Here is a 17,412-nt window from a genome sequence, read left to right on the forward strand (position 1 = left end):
GCAATTCGCCGAGGAGGTGTCGGTTGACGAACCAAGAAGCGGCAATTGGCCCTACATTTGACCAGTTGCTCAGTCTGAAGATGGACATGGCGAGCTTTACCGCCGACTGGCTGCATTGCGATCAGTTGTCCAACTATGTCGCTCGAATGGTCAGCCATGACCGTCGCGATCCCGTGCGCCATTCCAACCTGCTGTCCTCAGCCCTTAACGAGCTCCTGGAGATGTCGTTTCGCTCAGAGGCGGATGATGGTGACTTCGTATGTAATTTTTATCGCTGTCAGCAGACCGAGCGCATCGAGCTGATCTTTCCTTGCCCGCCAGAACAGCGACAATTCTACAAGAAGATTGTCCTGGGACTAAAAACCGGCCAGGCCCTTAAAAATTATTGCAACTTGATCACCAGCGATGCCGCCTCCGATGGCCAGGCGATCCTGCTTGGCCTGGTTGTGAACTATGACGCGGAAATCCAGATCCGCGATTTTGGTATCGGCGCACTTGCATTCATTGTGGATCTGCCGCTCGAAAGGCTACTGAATTGACTGCACAAAGTCCTTCGCCTGTCTTTACAGCGCAATTCAACATCAACGATCAGGAATTCTCCCTCGCTGGCGTGCTTCGCCCTCATTCCACGGCTGAAATTGCCGACGATCTCTTGTTGCTGCGAAATGGAATCGAGACCGTCAGCGGTGTTTTATACGTCAATCTAAAGCGCGTTACGCATATGAACAGCACGGCATTTCGTGCCTTGACGCGGGTTTTGGTCGATGCTTCGCGTTCAAGGCCCGAAATCAAATTCGTGGTCGTCGCATCAAGCGTTGTCGCCTGGGCGGCACGGATGTTCCGGCATTTGAGCGATCTATCGCCGAACATTGCGATCGAGATCTACGACTCGGCTTTTTATCCCGGCCAGACATTCGTTGAAAACCAAAGCTTCATTCCAATCCTCAGAACGCAGACGAAGATGACGTGGCGGCATGAGCGAGAGATATTGCCGCGCCATGGGCTTCGCAACGGCATGGTGATTGCCGACATCTGTTGCGGCATTGGCGATTTCGCGATGCTGGTCAGAAAGGAGTTCGGCCCAGCAAGGATCGTTGCGCTAGATCATTCCTCGCCAAGCCTCGACTATGCCCGTGATGTTGCCGAAAGGTTCGATGTCCGCGATATTGAATACACCTACGGCGATGCATCGCAGATGCTGTTTGAAAGCGACCAGTTCGATTTCGTGACCTGCCGGCACTCGTTGCAAATCTTCGATCGCCCCGAAATGCTGCTCAGGGAGCTCTATCGGATCTGCAAACCTGGCGGCCGGGTTTACATCACCAACGAGAAAAACTCCCATTGCCTCGGAGAACCGCGCGCCGACAGCATCCAATGGACCTATAACGAGGTTGCCAAGCTCTTCAGTTATTTCGACATGGACGTCGAAATGGGACCAAAGAACTTGCGTCTTTTGCTGGATGCGGGCTTCGAGGCGGTGAAAATGGAAAGCTTCATGGTCACCAACCTCGACGGCGATCCCCAGGAGTTCGCAGACGTCATCGCGGCATGGCGAGATGTCTACGCAGGCGAAATGTCTGTCCGTAGAGGCGATTCGGCGGAATTCATCGAACGTTTCAGACAAGGATTCGCCGACCATATCTTTGCGGCGCTTCATCCAAAGGGCTACGCCGGCTGGCCCATTTGGGCAGCGTCCGGGCGAAAGCCGCTATGATGACCGCGCCGATCAGGAAGCCAAGCCTCGGTTTGCGCTCTTTTCGCGCGAAATTCATGATCGTTGTCGGTGGGGCGGTCCTATTTGACCTGCTTGTCAGCGGCGGTCTCGCCCTTTGGAATGTCCAGCGACTTTCTCGGGATGCGACGGCCGAAGTGGGTCACGGCCTTGAACGGGCAAGCCAAGACTATATCCGCTCGTATACCGATTCCACCGCCGCGCAGGTTGGCTTGCTTCTCCATCAGGTCCATTCCGACGTCAAGGCGTTGACAGGCGTGCTTCAGGGTCAGATCGATCAACCAACGAGGAACGGAGAGATTGGAGCCGCCATGGCAAGGGCAGCTCCAGGTGCGGTGACCGTAAGATTCGACCCCAAAGGTCAATGGGCGCAGAACCTTCCAGGGGCGCCGTCGGTCGTCAGCGTATGGGGCTACCTCCTGGACAAGGATCGCCATCCGCTGCCGCAGGTGCAGACCGATATCGAGACGAGTGCGGTCCTTGATCTTGTCGCCCCCGACCTCCTGAAAAACGGTGCATCGAAGCTGCAGATGTACTATATCGGGCCGAAAGAGCGCCCGATCTTCAGGACGGCACCTTATACAGATCAAGCACAGACGTTCGATCGGCTTTATCCCGGTCACAACAGCGCAGACTTTTGGGATTTCTTCTTTCCCGGTCTTTATGAATCCTGGCAGAAATGGGCAAGCGACCCTTCCTTGCGGCCGGTACCTGACAATATCACCCAGACCGCTCCCTATACCGACGCAATCACGGGAAAACTGATCGTCAGCTTCTTCCATCCGCTTTGGACTGCCGATCGGCGTAGCGTGGCGGGGGCTGCCGGAGCAGACATCACGCTTGACCAGCTCGCCGAAATTGTCGAGCGCGTGAAGGTCGCCGAAAGCGGCTTTGGCTTTCTAACCATGTCGGACGGCAACGTCGTTGCAATCAACCCTGCCGGGGAAAAAATTATCGGTCTTCGCTCGGCGAGCGACGCCACGAACAAGGGCGTGACCGGCCTTGACCGCTCTTTACGCAACAGTTCGCAAAAGGAGGTCGCCTCACTCCCGCTTGATGCCGATGGCGTCATAAGGCACATTTCGCTGAAGGAGAACGGCGAAGACGTTCCTTATCTTGTCGTTACAAAACAGCTAAACGCAACCAATCTTTGGATAAACGGACCGGTTCAGCGCGAGGTCATGTCGCTCGGCATCGTTGTCCCCGAGCGTGAAATCTATGCCTCCCTCACTGCCGCCAGGGATCAAATATCGCGGGCAACCAACCGAATTCTGATTTATCAGATCCTCGCGGTTCTCGTGTCGATGCTCGTCGTCACGGGGGCGGTCTTTGCGGCGTCAAAGCGTATTACAAGCGGGATCAGTGCACTGGCGGGTGCCGCCAAGCGCATACAGGCAAAGGATTATTCTGTCAGAGTCGATATACCCACCAAGGACGAAGTTGGCGAGGCTGGTCACGCGTTCAACCGCATGGCCGAGGAGATCAGCTTCCATACCGAAAATCTCGAGAACCTGGTTGCTGAGCGCACGCAGGAAATTGAGGCGGCCAAAGAAGAAATCTCGATCCTGAACGGCCAGTTGACGAGCGAGAACCTGCGCCTCGGTGCCGAACTGGATGTGGCTCGGCAGATTCAGCTTATGGTGCTGCCACGGGCGAAAGAGCTTGCGGCCATCGAGCAGTTGGAGATTGCCGCCTATATGCGCCCCGCCGACGAGGTCGGCGGCGACTACTACGACATCCTGCAAAACGGAGATCACCTGAAGATAGGCATCGGCGACGTGACCGGTCACGGCCTCGAAAGCGGTGTTTTGATGCTTATGGTGCAGTCCGTCGCCCGCGCGCTGCAGGAAGCCGGCGAAACGAATCCCTCAAGGTTCCTCAGTTACCTCAACCGCACGATCTACAAGAACATCGAGCGCACGAAAACCGACAAGCACGTCACGCTGTCATTTCTGGACTATGATGGCGAGCGATTGACGATTTCGGGCCAGCATGAGGATCTGATCGTCATTCGTCATTCCGGTGCGGTCGAACGGATCGACACCAGCGACCTCGGCCTACCAGTGGGACTTGAATCTGATATATCGTCTTTCATCGATACCCGCGAAATACCCTTTCACAAGGGCGATTTGATTGTTCTTCATACCGATGGCGTCACCGAGGCTGAAAATCCCGAAGGAGAACTGTACGGCATCGAGCGGCTTTGCGAAAACGCCCGCCGCCTGCACGGTCAAACAGCTGAGCAGGTGATGAACGGCATTCTCGAAAGCCTCATGGCCTATATCGGAACGCAAAAGATACATGATGACATTACGCTCGTCGTAGTGCGGCACAGGTGATGACATGACAACGGTCCTTTATGGCCAAGAGCATCTCGCTTCGTTTGACGCGACGCACGCCGTTCAGCTGCGGCTGCTCGATGGCCCGCTTGAACTTGCCTGGAAACACTCCAGTATGACGTCGGATTTCATCGCCGAGATGATGGCGCTCCGATTTCGACCTTCGAAGCGGCGCTATAATCAGGTCCGACAGGATATCGGCTACCTGACGAACGAACTGATCGAAAACGCCATCAAGTTTCGTGCTCCAGGCGAGATCGCGATCGAAGCCATGGCGGAAGACGACAACTTTAAGATGAGGATATCGAATTTTATCGACAGGCAGACGGCAGCCAGGTTCCAGCGGTTGCTGTCGAGCATAACGCAAGGAGACCCGAGCGATCTTCTCATCCAGCAGATCGAGGCGAGCGCTAAAACGGCCGGCAGCGGTTCCGGATTAGGATTGCTGACCTTGATGAGCGACTACAAGGCAGACCTGGCTTGGCTCTTCGAGGAGGACCGCCCCCACAACCGCGCAAAACTTGAAACATACGCCGCAATGCCAATTTCACCGTCATGAACCGCGAGAAAAGTGCTATGGAAATCAGAGAAGAAGCGTTCCGCGTCTGGTCCGAGGGCGGTACCGTTTATTTTGACGGAACCATGCGGCTGGCAGGCCCGGATGCCTACGCACCCATTCATGCTTTGGCCATGAAAGCGCTCGAAGAGGGGGCCGGTAAGGCCACTTTCGACGTGACCGGACTTCAATTCTTGAACTCGTCAGGTATAAACCTGCTTGCCAAATTGACGATCGAGGCTCGCAACCACCCGGACATTCATTTGACCGTACGCGGTTCTTCCCAAGTCCCGTGGCAGATCAAATCATTGCCCAACCTCAAGAAGTTGCATCCAGGCGTGGATCTGCGGCTGACCTGACATGTGTGCATCAGACCTATTCGACGCCCCGAGTGATCGATGGATACTCGCCTTCACCGTGCGGCTTGCTTAGCTGCGTTCATTCGGCGCTGTCGGGCAAGACAGATGCAAGCTCTGGCCTTGGCAAAGGCTGGAGCAACCATGTCATCACGGTGGCGACGAGGTGATGCCCCTTCAGAACGGTTCTGATGGCCAATTCGGGTGAAGTCGTGTTGGCTATCTGACAGATTTCGCCGCTATATCGGCAGGATTAGCGTCCGCCGAAGCCGGAGCCGATGGTGATGCCCCGATAGATCACCTTCTGCAGCACGATGGCCAGGACGATGCCTGGCAGCATTGAGATCGCTGCGCCGGCCATGATGTAGTTCCACGAGGTCCCTTGCTGTGTCTGGAACAAAGTGAGCCCCAGCGGCAGCGTGGCTTTTTCCATGCCGTTGGTGACGATCAGCGGCCACAGAAAACTATTCCACTGCCCCATGAAGGCGAAAAGCGCGAGCAGGCCGATGGCCGGCATGGCTAGCGGAACGATGATCGTAACCAGGATACGCAGTCGCGACGCCCCGTCGATCATCGCCGCCTCGTCGAGATCCTTGGGAATGGCGAGGAAGAACTGCCGCAGCAAAAACGTGCCGAAGGAGCCGAAAGCCACCGGCAGGATCATGCCATGGTAGGTGTTGACCCAGCCGAGCTTGCTGACCACCAGGAAGAGCGGGATGACCAGCATGACCTGCGGGATCATTAGCGTGCCGAGATAAGCAAGCAGCAGACCCTCCCGGCCAGGAAATTTCAGTCGGGCGAACGCGTAGGCGGAAAGACACGATACAGCAATCACGATCGCCGTGACGCCGCTGGCGACTACGAAGGAATTGAACAAGAAGGTACCAAACGGCAGGGAAACCAGGGCTTCGACGAAGGTTCCCCATTGATATTCCTGCGGCAGGATGCGGACCGGCACGGCCAGCACTTCCGCATTGGAGCGCACCGCGTTCGATACCATCCAGAAGAACGGAAAGAGGAAAAGCAAAGCGATCAGCGAAAGCGCTGCGTAACTGATGGCCGTGCCAATGCGCCGCAAGGGTCTGTTGCGCAATACAGAATGCGAATGCAACGGATCCTGCCTAATCGTCATAGTGCACCCATTTGCGCTGCATGCGGAACTGCAGGATGGTCAAGGCCATGATCATGATGAACATCACCCAGGCCAACGCCGAGGCATAGCCCATCTGGAAGTTGGCAAAACCCTTCTGGTAGATGGCAAAGCCGAGCGTGGCCGTCGCCGAACCCGGGCCGCCGCGAGTCATCGCATAGATCTCGTCGAACACCTGCAGCGAGGTGATGGCCGTCATCACGGTGGCGAAGAAGATCGTCGGCGAGATCAGTGGCAGGCGGACACGCCAGAAACGCTGCCAGGCGTTGGCACCGTCGATCGTCGCAGCCTCCAGATAGTGTTTCGGCACAAGGTCGAGTGCGGCGTTGAACATTACGACATTGTAGCCGACATTCGCCCACAGAGTGACGAGCACGATCGCCTGCATGGCCCAGGTGGTGCTGAGCAGGAAATTCGGAAGGCCGAGACCAACGGTGCGGACGAGGCTGTCGGCCAGCCCATCAGGCGTGAAAATGAGCAACCACACCACCGACGCCGCAATCGTGGGTGTGAAGGTCGGCAGGAAGAAGATGACCCGGAAGATCGCCTTGCCGAACTTCAGGCTCGATATCCAGACGGCAAGCGACAGCGAGACGATGATGTTCAGCGTCAGGTACTCGACAGCGAAGAATAAAGTGTTGCGCAATACGGTGTAAAAAGCCGGATCGACGGTGAAGAGGCGTACGTAATTCTGGAGACCGGCGAAGGACGGCGTCGAAATCAATTGCCAGTTCGTGAAGCTGAGCGCCAGCGACGCCAAGATCGGCAAGGCCATGAAGGCCATGAAGCCCAGGAAGCTTGGCAGCAGGAATAGCATGGCCGTCTGCGTATCTGGCGTGAGAAAGCGCCGCGGCAGGGCGCGCTGTACGGGTACTTCGGCGAGGACGCTTTCCGACACATCTTCCTCCATGCGCGGCAATTCCTGCCACAGCGAGAGCTATTGTTGTGCGAGGCTCTGGATGGTCTCCATCGTCTGCTTGGCGTCGGCGCTGCCGGCGAAGGCGGGCGGAAAATACTGGTTGAAGAGGTTTTCCACCGCTGCCCAGTTATTGGTGATTGCGTAGGGAATGGAATGCGCCAGGGAGTAGTCGAGGGCCTCGCCGCCGTTGGTGATGTCTTTGGCGGCCACCTGGTACCAGGACGATTGGGCGGCCGTGCGTGCCGGCAACGCACGCCCCTTCTCGGCAAGGTACGACAGCGCTTCGGGACTGGTGAGCACCTGAATTGCCTTCCACGCCGCATCCTTATGCTGGCTGGTGGTCGAAATGCCGAAACCGGAGCCTGCCGTAACGGCCGCCAGTTCGCCCTCGTCACGGGGCAAAGTGGTCAGACCGACCTTGAACTTGACCTGGTCCTTCATGCCGATGATCGACCAGGGGCCGTCGACATACATAGCGATGTTGCCCGAATTGAACCGGCCCTGGATCACCGTGCCGGCATCGTTGCCAGACGGCACGAGCGGTGCAATCTTATCATTGGCCGCAAAGCCGATCAGTCTGTCGGCTGCGGCAATCGCATCAGGATTGACGAGATCGAGCTGGCCGGCATCGTTAACGTATTTGTCGCCCCAGGCGGACGCCAGGACCGAGTAGTTGACCGGGGCGACGCCGAAGCCGTAGACGCCATCCTTGGTAAGCCTCTTGGCCGCGCCGGTGAACTCCGCAAGCGTCCAGCCCGGTTTCGGCAATGGAAGGCCGGCGGCCTCGAAAGCGTCCTGGTTGTAATAAATGACCCATGGACCGACGTCGTAAGGTAGGCCGTAAAGCTCTTTGTCGACCGACATGCCGCCGATGATCGAAGGGGTGAAGGCGCCAATATCGAACTTGTCTGCCTCAATCCTGGCATTGAGGGGTTCCAGCAGTGAATAGAAATTCGGCATGCGCAGCGACTGCATGGACACGATGTCGGCCAGTTGGCCGGACGCCGCCAAAACCGGCAATCTGGTCCAATAGTCGACCCAGCCGCTGGTCTGCAGCGTCACTTTGATATCTGGGTGCTTGGCGCTCACCATGTCGGCCAGGTGCTGCCAGGTCTTGGTGTCGGTTTCGGAGGCGGACCACATCTGCCAGGTCAAATTGACCTCGTCGGCTGATGCAGCCGTAACAAAGAGGCTGCCGCCGATTGCTGCAAGCAACAGCGCTTTCTTCACAACCTTCATGGGATTCTCCTCCCTCCATGAATGCAATGGACAATGAGTGGGATCGAAGGCTACGGCTTCAGGACAATTTCGATCACCGGAACAGTAACTTCCGGCCGTCGCACCGGCAGTTCGAGCGTGATCATGCCTTCCGGCACCATCACGCCGACATTGGAATCCACTTCCTTGATGGGGCTTAGCCAGCGCACCTCGCTGGCGTCGTGCAGGAACTGCGCATAGGCGATTTTGTCGGCGATGCCGTCGATGTGGATGTGGCGATAGGGCCAGTTGTAGACGTGCAGGTAAAGGCGGTTGCCGCGCTGGGTGTAGCGGCAACCAAACGGCGCCGGATAGGCCGACGGCCCTGCCCCATAGATCGAACGTCCGTTCACTGCCATCCAGTTCTGGTAAACCTCAAGTGCGGTAATGGCACGCGCATCGAGCGTACCGCGGCCGGTCGGACCGACATTCATCAGGAGGTTGCCCCCCAAGGCGACGGAATCGATGAGCAGCTTGATGATCTGTTCCGGGCTCTTCCAGGTGTCCTCGTCACGATGATAACCCCAAGAACCGCTGAAGGTATGGCAAGCCTCCCAGCGCACGGGCCGGCCAGCGATGGTGGGCGCGACGCGCGGTGTGTACTGCTCCGGCGTCACCATGTCTGGCAAGTGATCGCCATCGAGCGGCAAATCGAGACGGTTGTTGACGATGATGTCTGGCTGCAGTTCTCGCACCAGTTCAACCAGACGCTCGCTCTCCCAGTCGGCGCGCCCCTTGCCCGGCAGACCGCGATACTCCCGGCGCGGATAGCTGAAATCGAACCACATGATGTCGATGCGGCCGAAACCAGTCAAAAGCTCGCGCACCTGTTCGCGCATATAGGCGGTGTAATTGGCCATGCTGCGGTCGGCATTCAGCGCCTTCGCATCAGAGTGGTTGCGCAGGGGATGATGCGCGTCGATCGGAAAGTCCGGGTGATGCCAGTCGATCAACGAATAGTAGAAGCCAATTCTCAGTCCTTCGGCCCGGAATGCATCGACCAGCGGAGTCAAAAGGTCCTTGCCACAAGGCGTGTTCGTCGCCTTGTAGTCGCTCACCTTGCTATCCCATAGGCAAAAGCCCTCGTGATGCTTGGTCGTCACCACGACATATTTCATGCCGGCGAGACGGGCCCGGCGAGCCCATTCCTTGGGCTCATAGAGATCGGGATCGAAATTGTCGAAGTAGCGCTGGTACTGTTCATCGGTCAATTCCTCGCGGTTTTTCAACCACTCGTGACGTGCCCCAAGAGCGTAGAGCCCCCAGTGAATGAACAGACCCAGACGGTCGCGGCTGAACCAAGCATGCTTGTCCGCCTCTGCGGGTTCCAGATCTCCCGACTGACGCATCGAAATCGTCACAGGCATCTCCTCCCTCGTTCTTCGGTTCGACGTAGGATCGAACCGGTTCGACATCGATCATCTTCCTTGATCTTCTAGCTGTCAAGCAGGAATCAAGGATCACTTAATCAGAGAAACTGCCCAATTCTATGGAAATCGCCTGGCCTACCAGTTGCAGAGGCGGTTAGAATCTGACACAAGACGCTTATAGAACCGGTTCGATCACATGGCTACCATACGAGATGTCGCGCGCCTTGCGGGGGTTTCAATCTCGACTGTCTCGCTCGCGCTCAACAGCCCGAAGCGGGTGGGCGCCGAGACGCTTGACCGCATCCAGCAGGCGGTACGGTCAACCGGTTATCGCGTCGATCCGGTGGCACAGACGTTGGCGCGCGGACGCAGCTCGCTGATCGGCTTTGTTTCAGCCAATCTGGGGAACATGTTTTTTGGCGACATCCGCCGCGAGCTGGAACACCAGGCGCTGGAAAACGGCTATTTCGTCTTGATTGCCGATTCCTCGGGCAAAGCCGAGCTCGAACGGGCGCTGCTGGAGCGGCTGGAAGCGCAGAAGATGGCCGGCATCGTCCTGGCGGCAAACGGGCGCGGCGAGGACTACGCGGAATTCCTGCGGAACTTCAAAACTCCGATCGTGATGTTCGACCAGAAGGTGGAGGGCGCCGAGCGCGATTTCGTGGGCTCTGACAACCCGCTCACCACCGCCATCTTGACGGAGCACCTGCTGCAGCTCGGTCACAGGCGAATCGCCTTCATCTCCGGTCCTGCCGGCCTTTACACCGCCGACGAGCGCCTGAAGGGCTACATGGAAACGATGGCCGGTGCCGGCGTTGAGGTCGACCTTTCACTCGTGGTCGAAGGCGGCTATACGCGGGCCGGCGGCTATACGCAAGCAATGCGCCTGCTCGCCCGCCGTGATCGACCGACCGCCATCATCGGCGCCAACAACATGATGGGCCTCGCGGCGCTGCAGGTGATGCAGGAGATGGGCTTCCGCTGCCCGGACGACGTGTCGCTGGCGATGGTTGACGACGTTCCCTGGAGCAGCGTGATCACGCCTCGCGTCACGATGGTGGTGCAGGACGCCCAAAAGCTTGGCGAACTGGCCGCACAGCGCCTGCTGGCAAGAATCCAGAGCCCTGAGGGGGCGGCCGCGCCGCCGCAAGACATCATCCTGACGCCGACATTTGTGCGCGGTGAATCAACCAAGCGCCGCTAGGTAACCGGAGGACCGGCCCCATCCTTTCGTCATCGAAACAAGCATGCCCGCGCAACGGCCGACGGCTCGATCGTTTGGCAGCCCAGGTGGCTAGATGTCTGGACGTGAGGGTATGACGATCTCCGCCGCCAGTCCGCCTTCGCTGCGATTATAGAGCCTGAGTGATCCGCCAATCGCGCCCGTCAACTGCTGCGCGATGGCAAGGCCGAGACCGGTTCCGCCGGTTTCCCGGTTGCGGGACTGCTCGAGCCGGAAAAAGGGTTGAATCGCCGCCTCAAGCATATTGTCCGGGATGCCCGGCCCGCGATCCATAACTGTGATGGCGATATGGCCGTGCTCTTTCCGTTCGACGCCGATTTCGGCGGCGCCGGCGAATTTCAGCGCATTGTCGATGAAGTTCGACAGGATGCGGCGAAGAGCGTGCGGCTTGGTGAGAACGGTCCCCTGGACCACGCTGACGACAGTCACGGACTTTCCAGTATCCTGGTAGTCGTAAAAAAGGCTCTCGACGAACGATGCGAGATCGATGCGGGTGGTCTTTTCGCCACGGACATGCGCGCTGCGGGCATAGGCGATGCCATCCTGGACAAGGCGCTCGATCTCTCCCAGATCCTTCAAGAGCTTGCCCTTCTCGGGAGAATCCTCCGCCATGTCGGCGCGCAGCCGCATGCGGGTGATCGGCGTTTGGAGATCGTGGGAAATTGCCGCCAGGATCTGCACCCGTTCTTCGAGGTAATGGGCGATCCGTTCGCGCATCGCGTTAAAAGCCCTTGCAGCATGAGCGACCTCGCTCGGACCGGCTTCGCTCAACGGAGGCTCCTTTTTGTTCGGATTCAGCGCATCGGCGGCTGCGGCAAACTCAGCCAAAGGGCGTGTTGCCTGCCGCACCGCAAACCACGTGCAAAAAACGAGAAGCCCCATCTGGATCGCCAGCACATAAGGCAGCCAGTCGGCAATTGGCATAACGCCCCTCGGCGTTACATCGATTGTCAGCGGGGCGCCATCGCTCAGCGTCAAGTGGGCCTGCAAGCGCTTGCCCTCGCCGGGAACGGATTCGAGGCGCAGCGGGAAGCGATGGCCGACTGCCTCTTCGATCCTTCCGGCGATCTCGGCGCTGCGGCCAGACATGTCCGGTACACCGGGAAGGCCTGGTCCAAGCACCAGGCGGTAACTGCCGCGGCTTAGGCGATTCAGCCATTCGGCCCTTTCGCCCGCCGGCAGCCGGTCCAGGACGGCAATCGAGGTAGCAATATCGGTTTCGAGGGTGCCAAGCATCACAGCCTTTGCCGACATGTAGCGTTCGAGAAAAAGGACGCTGAAGGACAGACCATAGGCAATCACCAAACCCGACAGAAGGATGAGAAAAAGCCTGGCCCGCAGGGTCCTTGGCCATAGGCGGCCAAGAGGAGCGATGATTTGCCCATTCATCGCCGCAGCTCCACGATCTCAACGGGAACGGAGAAGACATAGCCTTCGCTGCGCACCGTCTTGATATAGGTGGATTCCCGCGCGTCATCGCCAAGTCTCTGGCGCAGGCGGCTCACCAGCAGATCGATCGAGCGGTCGAAAAGCTCCGCCTCACGGCCCTGCGTCAGATTGAGAAGCTGGTCGCGGTTTAGGACGCGCTGCGGGTGGTCGACAAAGACGCGCAGCAGCCGGTATTCGGCCCCGCTCAAAGCGATTTCCGTCCCCTGCCTGTCGAGAAGGTGGCGGCCCACCGTGTCGAGCCGCCAGTCGCCGAAGGCCAGCAACTGGCCGGCCTCGCTGATCTGAAGGTTTGGTGGCAACATCCGGGTCCGCCGCAACACGGCCTTGATGCGGGCAAGCAGTTCGCGCGCGGCAAACGGCTTCGGCAGGTAGTCGTCTGCCCCCATCTCCAGTCCGATGATCCTGTCCATCTCGTCGCTGCGAGCAGTCAGCATCAGGATCGGCGTCGCCTTGTGCTTGCCGGCTCTGAGCTCCCGGCACAGGACGAGCCCGTCGTCGCCGGGCATCATCACGTCGAGCACGATCAGATCGACCGCATTGGCCTCCAGAAAACTGCGCATCTGTCGGCCGTCTGCTGCGGCCGTTGCCCGGAGGCCGTTCTTTTTCAGATAGCCTGACAGCAGCTCGCGGATTTCACGATCGTCATCGACGATCAGGATATGGTCGACGTGGTCCATGTTGGGACTTTCAAATGCTCTATCGATATCAGCGGCATTCGGATGCCGGTTCTTCTTTAGACCCTGAGATCGCTGCCGCGAAGCCAAGAAAATATCATAGACGGTCTTTGCGGCAGCTATTGCCGGTCTAAAGGCGGTCGACATCCAGAACGGCTTGCGCAAACGCCTGCGGCGCTTCCTGCGCCAGGTTGTGGCCGATCCCGCCGGTGATGGTGCGATGAGCGTATTTTCCAGAAAATTTTCCGGCATAGGCGGCCGGCTCTGGATGCGGCGCGCCGTTTGCGTCCCCTTCCAGTGTGATCGTCGGCACGGCAATCACCGGTCGGGTGGAAAGCTGCCTTTCATAAGCATCATATCGGGACTCGCCTTCTGCAAGCCCGAGCCGCCAGCGATAGTTATGGATCACGATCTCCACGTGATCAGGATTGTCGAAGGCATCGGCCGACCTTTCAAACGTCGCGTCGTCGAAGTTCCACGTCGGTGACGCAGTTTGCCAGATCAATTTTGCGAAGTCCCGACGATTGGCCTCGTAGCCCAGTCGTCCGCGTTCGGTTGCGAAATAGAACTGATACCACCAGGCAAGCTCGGCTTTCGGCGACAGTGGTTGCTTGTTGACCTCCTGGCTGCCGATCAGATAGCCGCTCACCGAGACCATCGCCTTGCACCGCTCGGGCCACAACGCGGCCATGATGTTGGCGGTTCTGGCGCCCCAGTCGTAACCGGCAACAATCGCCTTCTCTATCGCGAGCGCATCCATGAGCGCGATTGCATCAGCGGCGATCGCCGCCTGCTGACCGTTGCGGGGCGTGTCGTTGGAAAGGAATCTGGTGGTGCCATAGCCCCGCAAGTAGGGGATGATCACGCGATAGCCTGCAGAAGACAGAAGCGGGGCGACATCGACGAAGCTGTAGATGTCATAGGGCCAGCCATGCAGCAGCAGGACGGCGGAACCGTTTGCCGGCCCCGCTTCCGCGTAGCCGACATCCAAGACGCCGGCCTTGATCTGCTTCAGCGCCCCAAAGGACGTGTTCGCCCCCGTTTCGACAGCGGGCCCCTTTGCAGCAGACGTCTGTGCCGGCTGCGCGTTGACGGCTCCGCCGATGCCGAATTCCACCGCAGCGACGGTCATGGCGGCCACGCCGAAGAACCTGCGGCGTTGGTGGTTGACTTCTTCGGACATTTGTCCCTCCGTTTGAATTGATCGCGATCGTAGAAGGCCGGCAGCATGTGTCACTGTTGTGTCCCGAACCAGCCGCTTTTGAATGTGGATGTAGCTTTCAGCGACACAGATACGTTCAGATACAAATGCGACCCGCACCGGATGGCCCCGGTGATATCAGTGTGAAACTCCTCCTCGGCGTCGATTTTGTCCTTTATCGCCCCCACGGGGACGATTCCTACATTTCGGTACATTTCCCCTCAAAGCCCGACATATTCGAGATACCTCACATCGGCCAGATTGCCTCTTGCTGGTCCAGGCACATCACCGTGCAGAGCCTGACCAAATGGTTTCAAAGGAAAACGATGATGACGATTCTTATCATTGCCTATCTCGGAGGCGTGCTGACGATCCTCAGCCCATGCATCCTCCCCATCCTTCCCTTCGTCTTTGCCCGCACCGGATGGCCATTCGCTAGAAGCACTTTGCCCATGCTGGCGAGCATGGCCGTCAGTTTTGCGCTTGTCGCCACGCTCGCGGCGGTCGGCGGCAGCTGGGCTGTCCGTGCCAATGAATATGGTCGCCTCGCCGCCGTCATGCTGCTTGCAGCTTTCGGAGTGAGCCTGCTTTCGCCACGTGTCGCATACCTCCTCGCGCGGCCGGCTGTGGACCTCGGAAACCGGCTGACCACCTCAGCAGGAAGCGCTCGTTCCGCGCCGACAATAGCAAGTTCGCTCGTCCTCGGCGCGGCGACCGGTCTGCTTTGGGCGCCTTGCGCCGGGCCTATCCTCGGTCTCGTTCTGACGGGAGCGGCGCTGCAAGGCGCCAATCTTGAGACGACATTCCTCCTCTTTGCCTTTGCTGCAGGCGCAGCCACCTCTCTCGCCGTTGCTCTGCTTGTGGGTGGAAAGGTCTTTGCCGTCATGAAGCGGTCGCTTGGCGTCGGCGAGCGAATCCGTCGGTGCCTGGGTGCAGCCGTTCTGGCCGGTCTCGCCGCAATCGCCCTCGGCCTCGATACCGGCGTGCTGGCGCAGCTCTCCTATGCCAGCACCGCGTCCTTCGAACAGGCCGTGCTCGAAAGGTTCCATGAGAGGCCGGCAGCAGGTGCGCCGTCAATGGTCGCCGGCAACGATGCAATCCAGCGGGCAGCCGATAGCAAGCGGCCGTTCCGCAGTGGGCTACCGGCGGAAGGCCGCGCGCCGGCGCTCAATGGAGCAGTCGAATGGCTCAATGCCGCGCCGCTCACCAACGAGCAGCTGCGTGGAAAAGTGGTGCTTGTCAACTTCTGGACCTATTCCTGCATCAACTGCATCCGTACCATCCCCTATGTCCGTGCCTGGGCTGAAAAATATAAGGACAAGGGCCTTGTGGTCGTCGGCGTCCACACCCCGGAATTCGCCTTCGAAAAGAGGATCGACAATGTCAGACAAGCGCTCGGCGGCTTCAACATCGGCTATCCGGTCGCCATCGATAACGACTACCGCATCTGGCGTGCCTTTGAAAATAGCTACTGGCCGGCCAATTACCTGATCGATGCCAAGGGCGAGATCCGCTACCACCGGTTCGGCGAGGGCAACTATCCGCAGACCGAGAAGGCGATCCAGGATCTGCTGCGCGAGGCCGGTAGCGAGACGGCCGCGAGCGCACCGGTCGTGCCAGACGCAAAGGGGGCTGAAGTCGGTCCCGACTTAAGCAATATCGGCTCCGGCGAAACCTATCTCGGCTACCGGCGCGCCGCGAATTTCGCTTCTCCCGAAGGGCTGCAGGCCGACGCCGCGCATCACTACTCTTTCGCTAAACCGACCCTCAATGAATGGAGTCTTTCGGGCACCTGGACGATCGGCGCGCAACAGGCGACGCTCACCCAACCGGGCGGCGGCATTTCCTACCGGTTCAGCGCCCGCGACCTGCATCTCGTCCTCGGGCCTGGCGCCGCCGGAAAACCGATCCGCTTCCGGGTGACGATCGACGGAAAGGACCCGGGCAACGATCGCGGCTCGGATATCGATGCGAGTGGAAACGGCACCGTCACGGCGACGAAGCTCTACCAACTCGTCCGGCAGTCTGCAGACGTCACGGTTCGCAACTTCGAGATCAGGTTCCTCGACCGGGGCGTGGAAGCCTTCGCTTTCACCTTCGGCTGAAGCCTCGAAACCACATCAATGCCTTCGTCCACAGAGTTAGCTTGTAGGCGTAGTTATATGAATTAACGTGAACTTTTTAAGGCTCGTAGCTTTCTCCCATTACTCGTCGCAGACTCATAAGGTGCGCAGCCACAGGCGGATTGAGGTGGGTTGGACCATACGAGGAGATTGGTTGCGCACTTGGCTAAAGACGACGGAAACCCTCGAAAAGCCACGCATATGCGGTTTCAACGCCCCGGCCGGCCTGCAGAACAAAGCGGCAAGTCTAGCCAAATTCATAGACCAGTGCCGCGATGCCGATGAGGCAAAGCAAGGCGAGAATGATGCGCTCTGTCCTCGGCGTCATAGCAGCCACCACATTGGCAGTGATCCCATTAAAAAGATCAGCGCTACCAGAGCGAGGTAAATTGCCCAGCCGAGACCTGGATGAAGGCCAGCCATCACATTACGCAAATATTGTAAAATGTCTGGGCTTGGGCGAGCCTTGTCTCCCTTGTCCTTTCCGCTTCGATCACTGCGTGGGCCAACCATTGAATTAACCCGGGCCCCGTGTTGCCTGTGACCGGCGCTCTACCAGCCACGAATATAGGCATGGGCAATTGGGTAAACGCACAACAAGCCTGTTTGTTTGACGTTGTGGTCTGATTGCGCCAATCGCCGGCATCGGGCACGGGTTTTGCAACGCGTGCTGGTACGGCGGTTTAACGGAGGCAAAGTGTTATGAAAGGCAACGGTTTGGCGTTTCGGCCGGTCGGTTTGGCGATGCATCGCATCGGCGAGTATCGGGTCGTTAACTCTGTGGGTCGTGCAGCCGATACGCTACTGCAGCACTGGCCGACCGATGACGGAGAGGATTTTTCTGAGGCCGTCATGGCATGCCTTGACGGATTAAACGACCGGATACCTCCGGAAGACGTGCGGGCAGCATTTATCAAGGCTGCCCATGAAGCGAACATTGTCGTCATCGAGTTGGTGAGACCCGCGCACTCGCGCAACTGATGCCCCCGCATGAAAGGACGAGCTGGCAGTAGAAAGCCGTGCGCAGCCTTATGTTGCCAGGA

General features: G+C 58.7%; 15 protein-coding genes. 8 read left to right on the top strand and 7 right to left on the bottom strand.

The genetic code is table 11. From position 1 onward, the window contains the following. Positions 1–80: 80 nt before the first annotated feature. From BLP23_RS28110 to BLP23_RS28130, 5 genes are read left to right on the top strand one after another with little or no spacing between them, the layout of a single operon-like run. On the top strand, positions 81–539 hold the full coding sequence (locus tag BLP23_RS28110; RefSeq protein WP_092588095.1) for a ubiquinone biosynthesis methyltransferase UbiE: 459 nt from the start codon (positions 81–83) through the stop codon (positions 537–539). Next, positions 536–1,714 (top strand): class I SAM-dependent methyltransferase, encoded by a 1,179-nt coding sequence (locus BLP23_RS28115; RefSeq protein ID WP_092588019.1) that lies wholly within the window; start codon positions 536–538, stop codon positions 1,712–1,714. The genes BLP23_RS28110 and BLP23_RS28115 overlap by 4 nt, the downstream gene beginning before the upstream one ends. After that, positions 1,711–4,071: a SpoIIE family protein phosphatase gene (locus BLP23_RS28120; protein ID WP_092588020.1), complete on the top strand. Its 2,361-nt coding sequence runs from the start codon at positions 1,711–1,713 to the stop codon at positions 4,069–4,071. The genes BLP23_RS28115 and BLP23_RS28120 overlap by 4 nt, the downstream gene beginning before the upstream one ends. Before the next feature lie 4 nt (positions 4,072–4,075). Beyond that, a complete protein-coding gene (locus tag BLP23_RS28125) occupies positions 4,076–4,630 on the top strand; it encodes a slr1658 superfamily regulator (protein ID WP_092588021.1) in 555 nt (184 codons plus the stop codon). A gap of 17 nt (positions 4,631–4,647) precedes the next feature. Then, a complete protein-coding gene (locus BLP23_RS28130; RefSeq protein ID WP_022717797.1) occupies positions 4,648–4,986 on the top strand; it encodes a slr1659 superfamily regulator in 339 nt (112 codons plus the stop codon). Between the two features lie 250 nt (positions 4,987–5,236). Here BLP23_RS28130 and BLP23_RS28135 read toward each other — a convergent pair whose 3' ends face one another. The 4 genes from BLP23_RS28135 to BLP23_RS28150 are packed head-to-tail and all read right to left on the bottom strand — an operon-like array spanning position 5,237 to position 9,670. Continuing rightward, a complete protein-coding gene (locus tag BLP23_RS28135) occupies positions 5,237–6,115 on the bottom strand; it encodes a carbohydrate ABC transporter permease (RefSeq protein WP_092588022.1) in 879 nt (292 codons plus the stop codon). Further along, positions 6,105–7,043: a carbohydrate ABC transporter permease gene (locus tag BLP23_RS28140; RefSeq protein WP_092588023.1), complete on the bottom strand. Its 939-nt coding sequence runs from the start codon at positions 7,041–7,043 to the stop codon at positions 6,105–6,107. Before BLP23_RS28140 ends, BLP23_RS28135 begins: the two co-directional genes overlap by 11 nt. Positions 7,044–7,070: 27 nt before the next feature. Continuing rightward, positions 7,071–8,291: an ABC transporter substrate-binding protein gene (locus BLP23_RS28145; RefSeq protein WP_092588024.1), complete on the bottom strand. Its 1,221-nt coding sequence runs from the start codon at positions 8,289–8,291 to the stop codon at positions 7,071–7,073. Between the two features lie 50 nt (positions 8,292–8,341). Next, entirely contained in the window at positions 8,342–9,670 is a 1,329-nt protein-coding gene (locus BLP23_RS28150) for an alpha-L-fucosidase (RefSeq protein WP_407691813.1), read from the bottom strand. A gap of 205 nt (positions 9,671–9,875) precedes the next feature. Between BLP23_RS28150 and BLP23_RS28155 the strand changes: the two genes are divergently transcribed. Beyond that, positions 9,876–10,883, top strand: coding sequence for a LacI family DNA-binding transcriptional regulator (locus tag BLP23_RS28155; RefSeq protein WP_092588025.1), 1,008 nt, complete (start codon positions 9,876–9,878; stop codon positions 10,881–10,883). Between the two features lie 90 nt (positions 10,884–10,973). Here BLP23_RS28155 and BLP23_RS28160 read toward each other — a convergent pair whose 3' ends face one another. From BLP23_RS28160 to BLP23_RS28170, 3 genes are all read right to left on the bottom strand, one after another. Further along, positions 10,974–12,311, bottom strand: a complete 1,338-nt coding sequence (locus BLP23_RS28160; protein WP_092588026.1) for an ATP-binding protein — start codon at positions 12,309–12,311, stop codon at positions 10,974–10,976. After that, positions 12,308–13,048: a response regulator gene (locus BLP23_RS28165; RefSeq protein WP_092588097.1), complete on the bottom strand. Its 741-nt coding sequence runs from the start codon at positions 13,046–13,048 to the stop codon at positions 12,308–12,310. The genes BLP23_RS28160 and BLP23_RS28165 overlap by 4 nt, the downstream gene beginning before the upstream one ends. Positions 13,049–13,175: 127 nt before the next feature. Further along, entirely contained in the window at positions 13,176–14,228 is a 1,053-nt protein-coding gene (locus tag BLP23_RS28170) for an alpha/beta fold hydrolase (RefSeq protein ID WP_092588027.1), read from the bottom strand. Between the two features lie 347 nt (positions 14,229–14,575). Between BLP23_RS28170 and BLP23_RS28180 the strand changes: the two genes are divergently transcribed. Together BLP23_RS28180 and BLP23_RS28185 are read left to right on the top strand one after the other, a co-directional pair. Beyond that, positions 14,576–16,351: a cytochrome c biogenesis protein DipZ gene (locus tag BLP23_RS28180; RefSeq protein WP_167364011.1), complete on the top strand. Its 1,776-nt coding sequence runs from the start codon at positions 14,576–14,578 to the stop codon at positions 16,349–16,351. A gap of 720 nt (positions 16,352–17,071) precedes the next feature. Then, on the top strand, positions 17,072–17,350 hold the full coding sequence (locus BLP23_RS28185) for a DUF982 domain-containing protein (RefSeq protein WP_092588030.1): 279 nt from the start codon (positions 17,072–17,074) through the stop codon (positions 17,348–17,350). The last annotated feature ends 62 nt before the right edge of the window (positions 17,351–17,412 follow it).

Origin of the sequence: Rhizobium mongolense subsp. loessense, from assembly GCF_900099775.1 — a bacterium.
In the GTDB taxonomy this organism is placed as follows: domain Bacteria; phylum Pseudomonadota; class Alphaproteobacteria; order Rhizobiales; family Rhizobiaceae; genus Rhizobium; species Rhizobium loessense.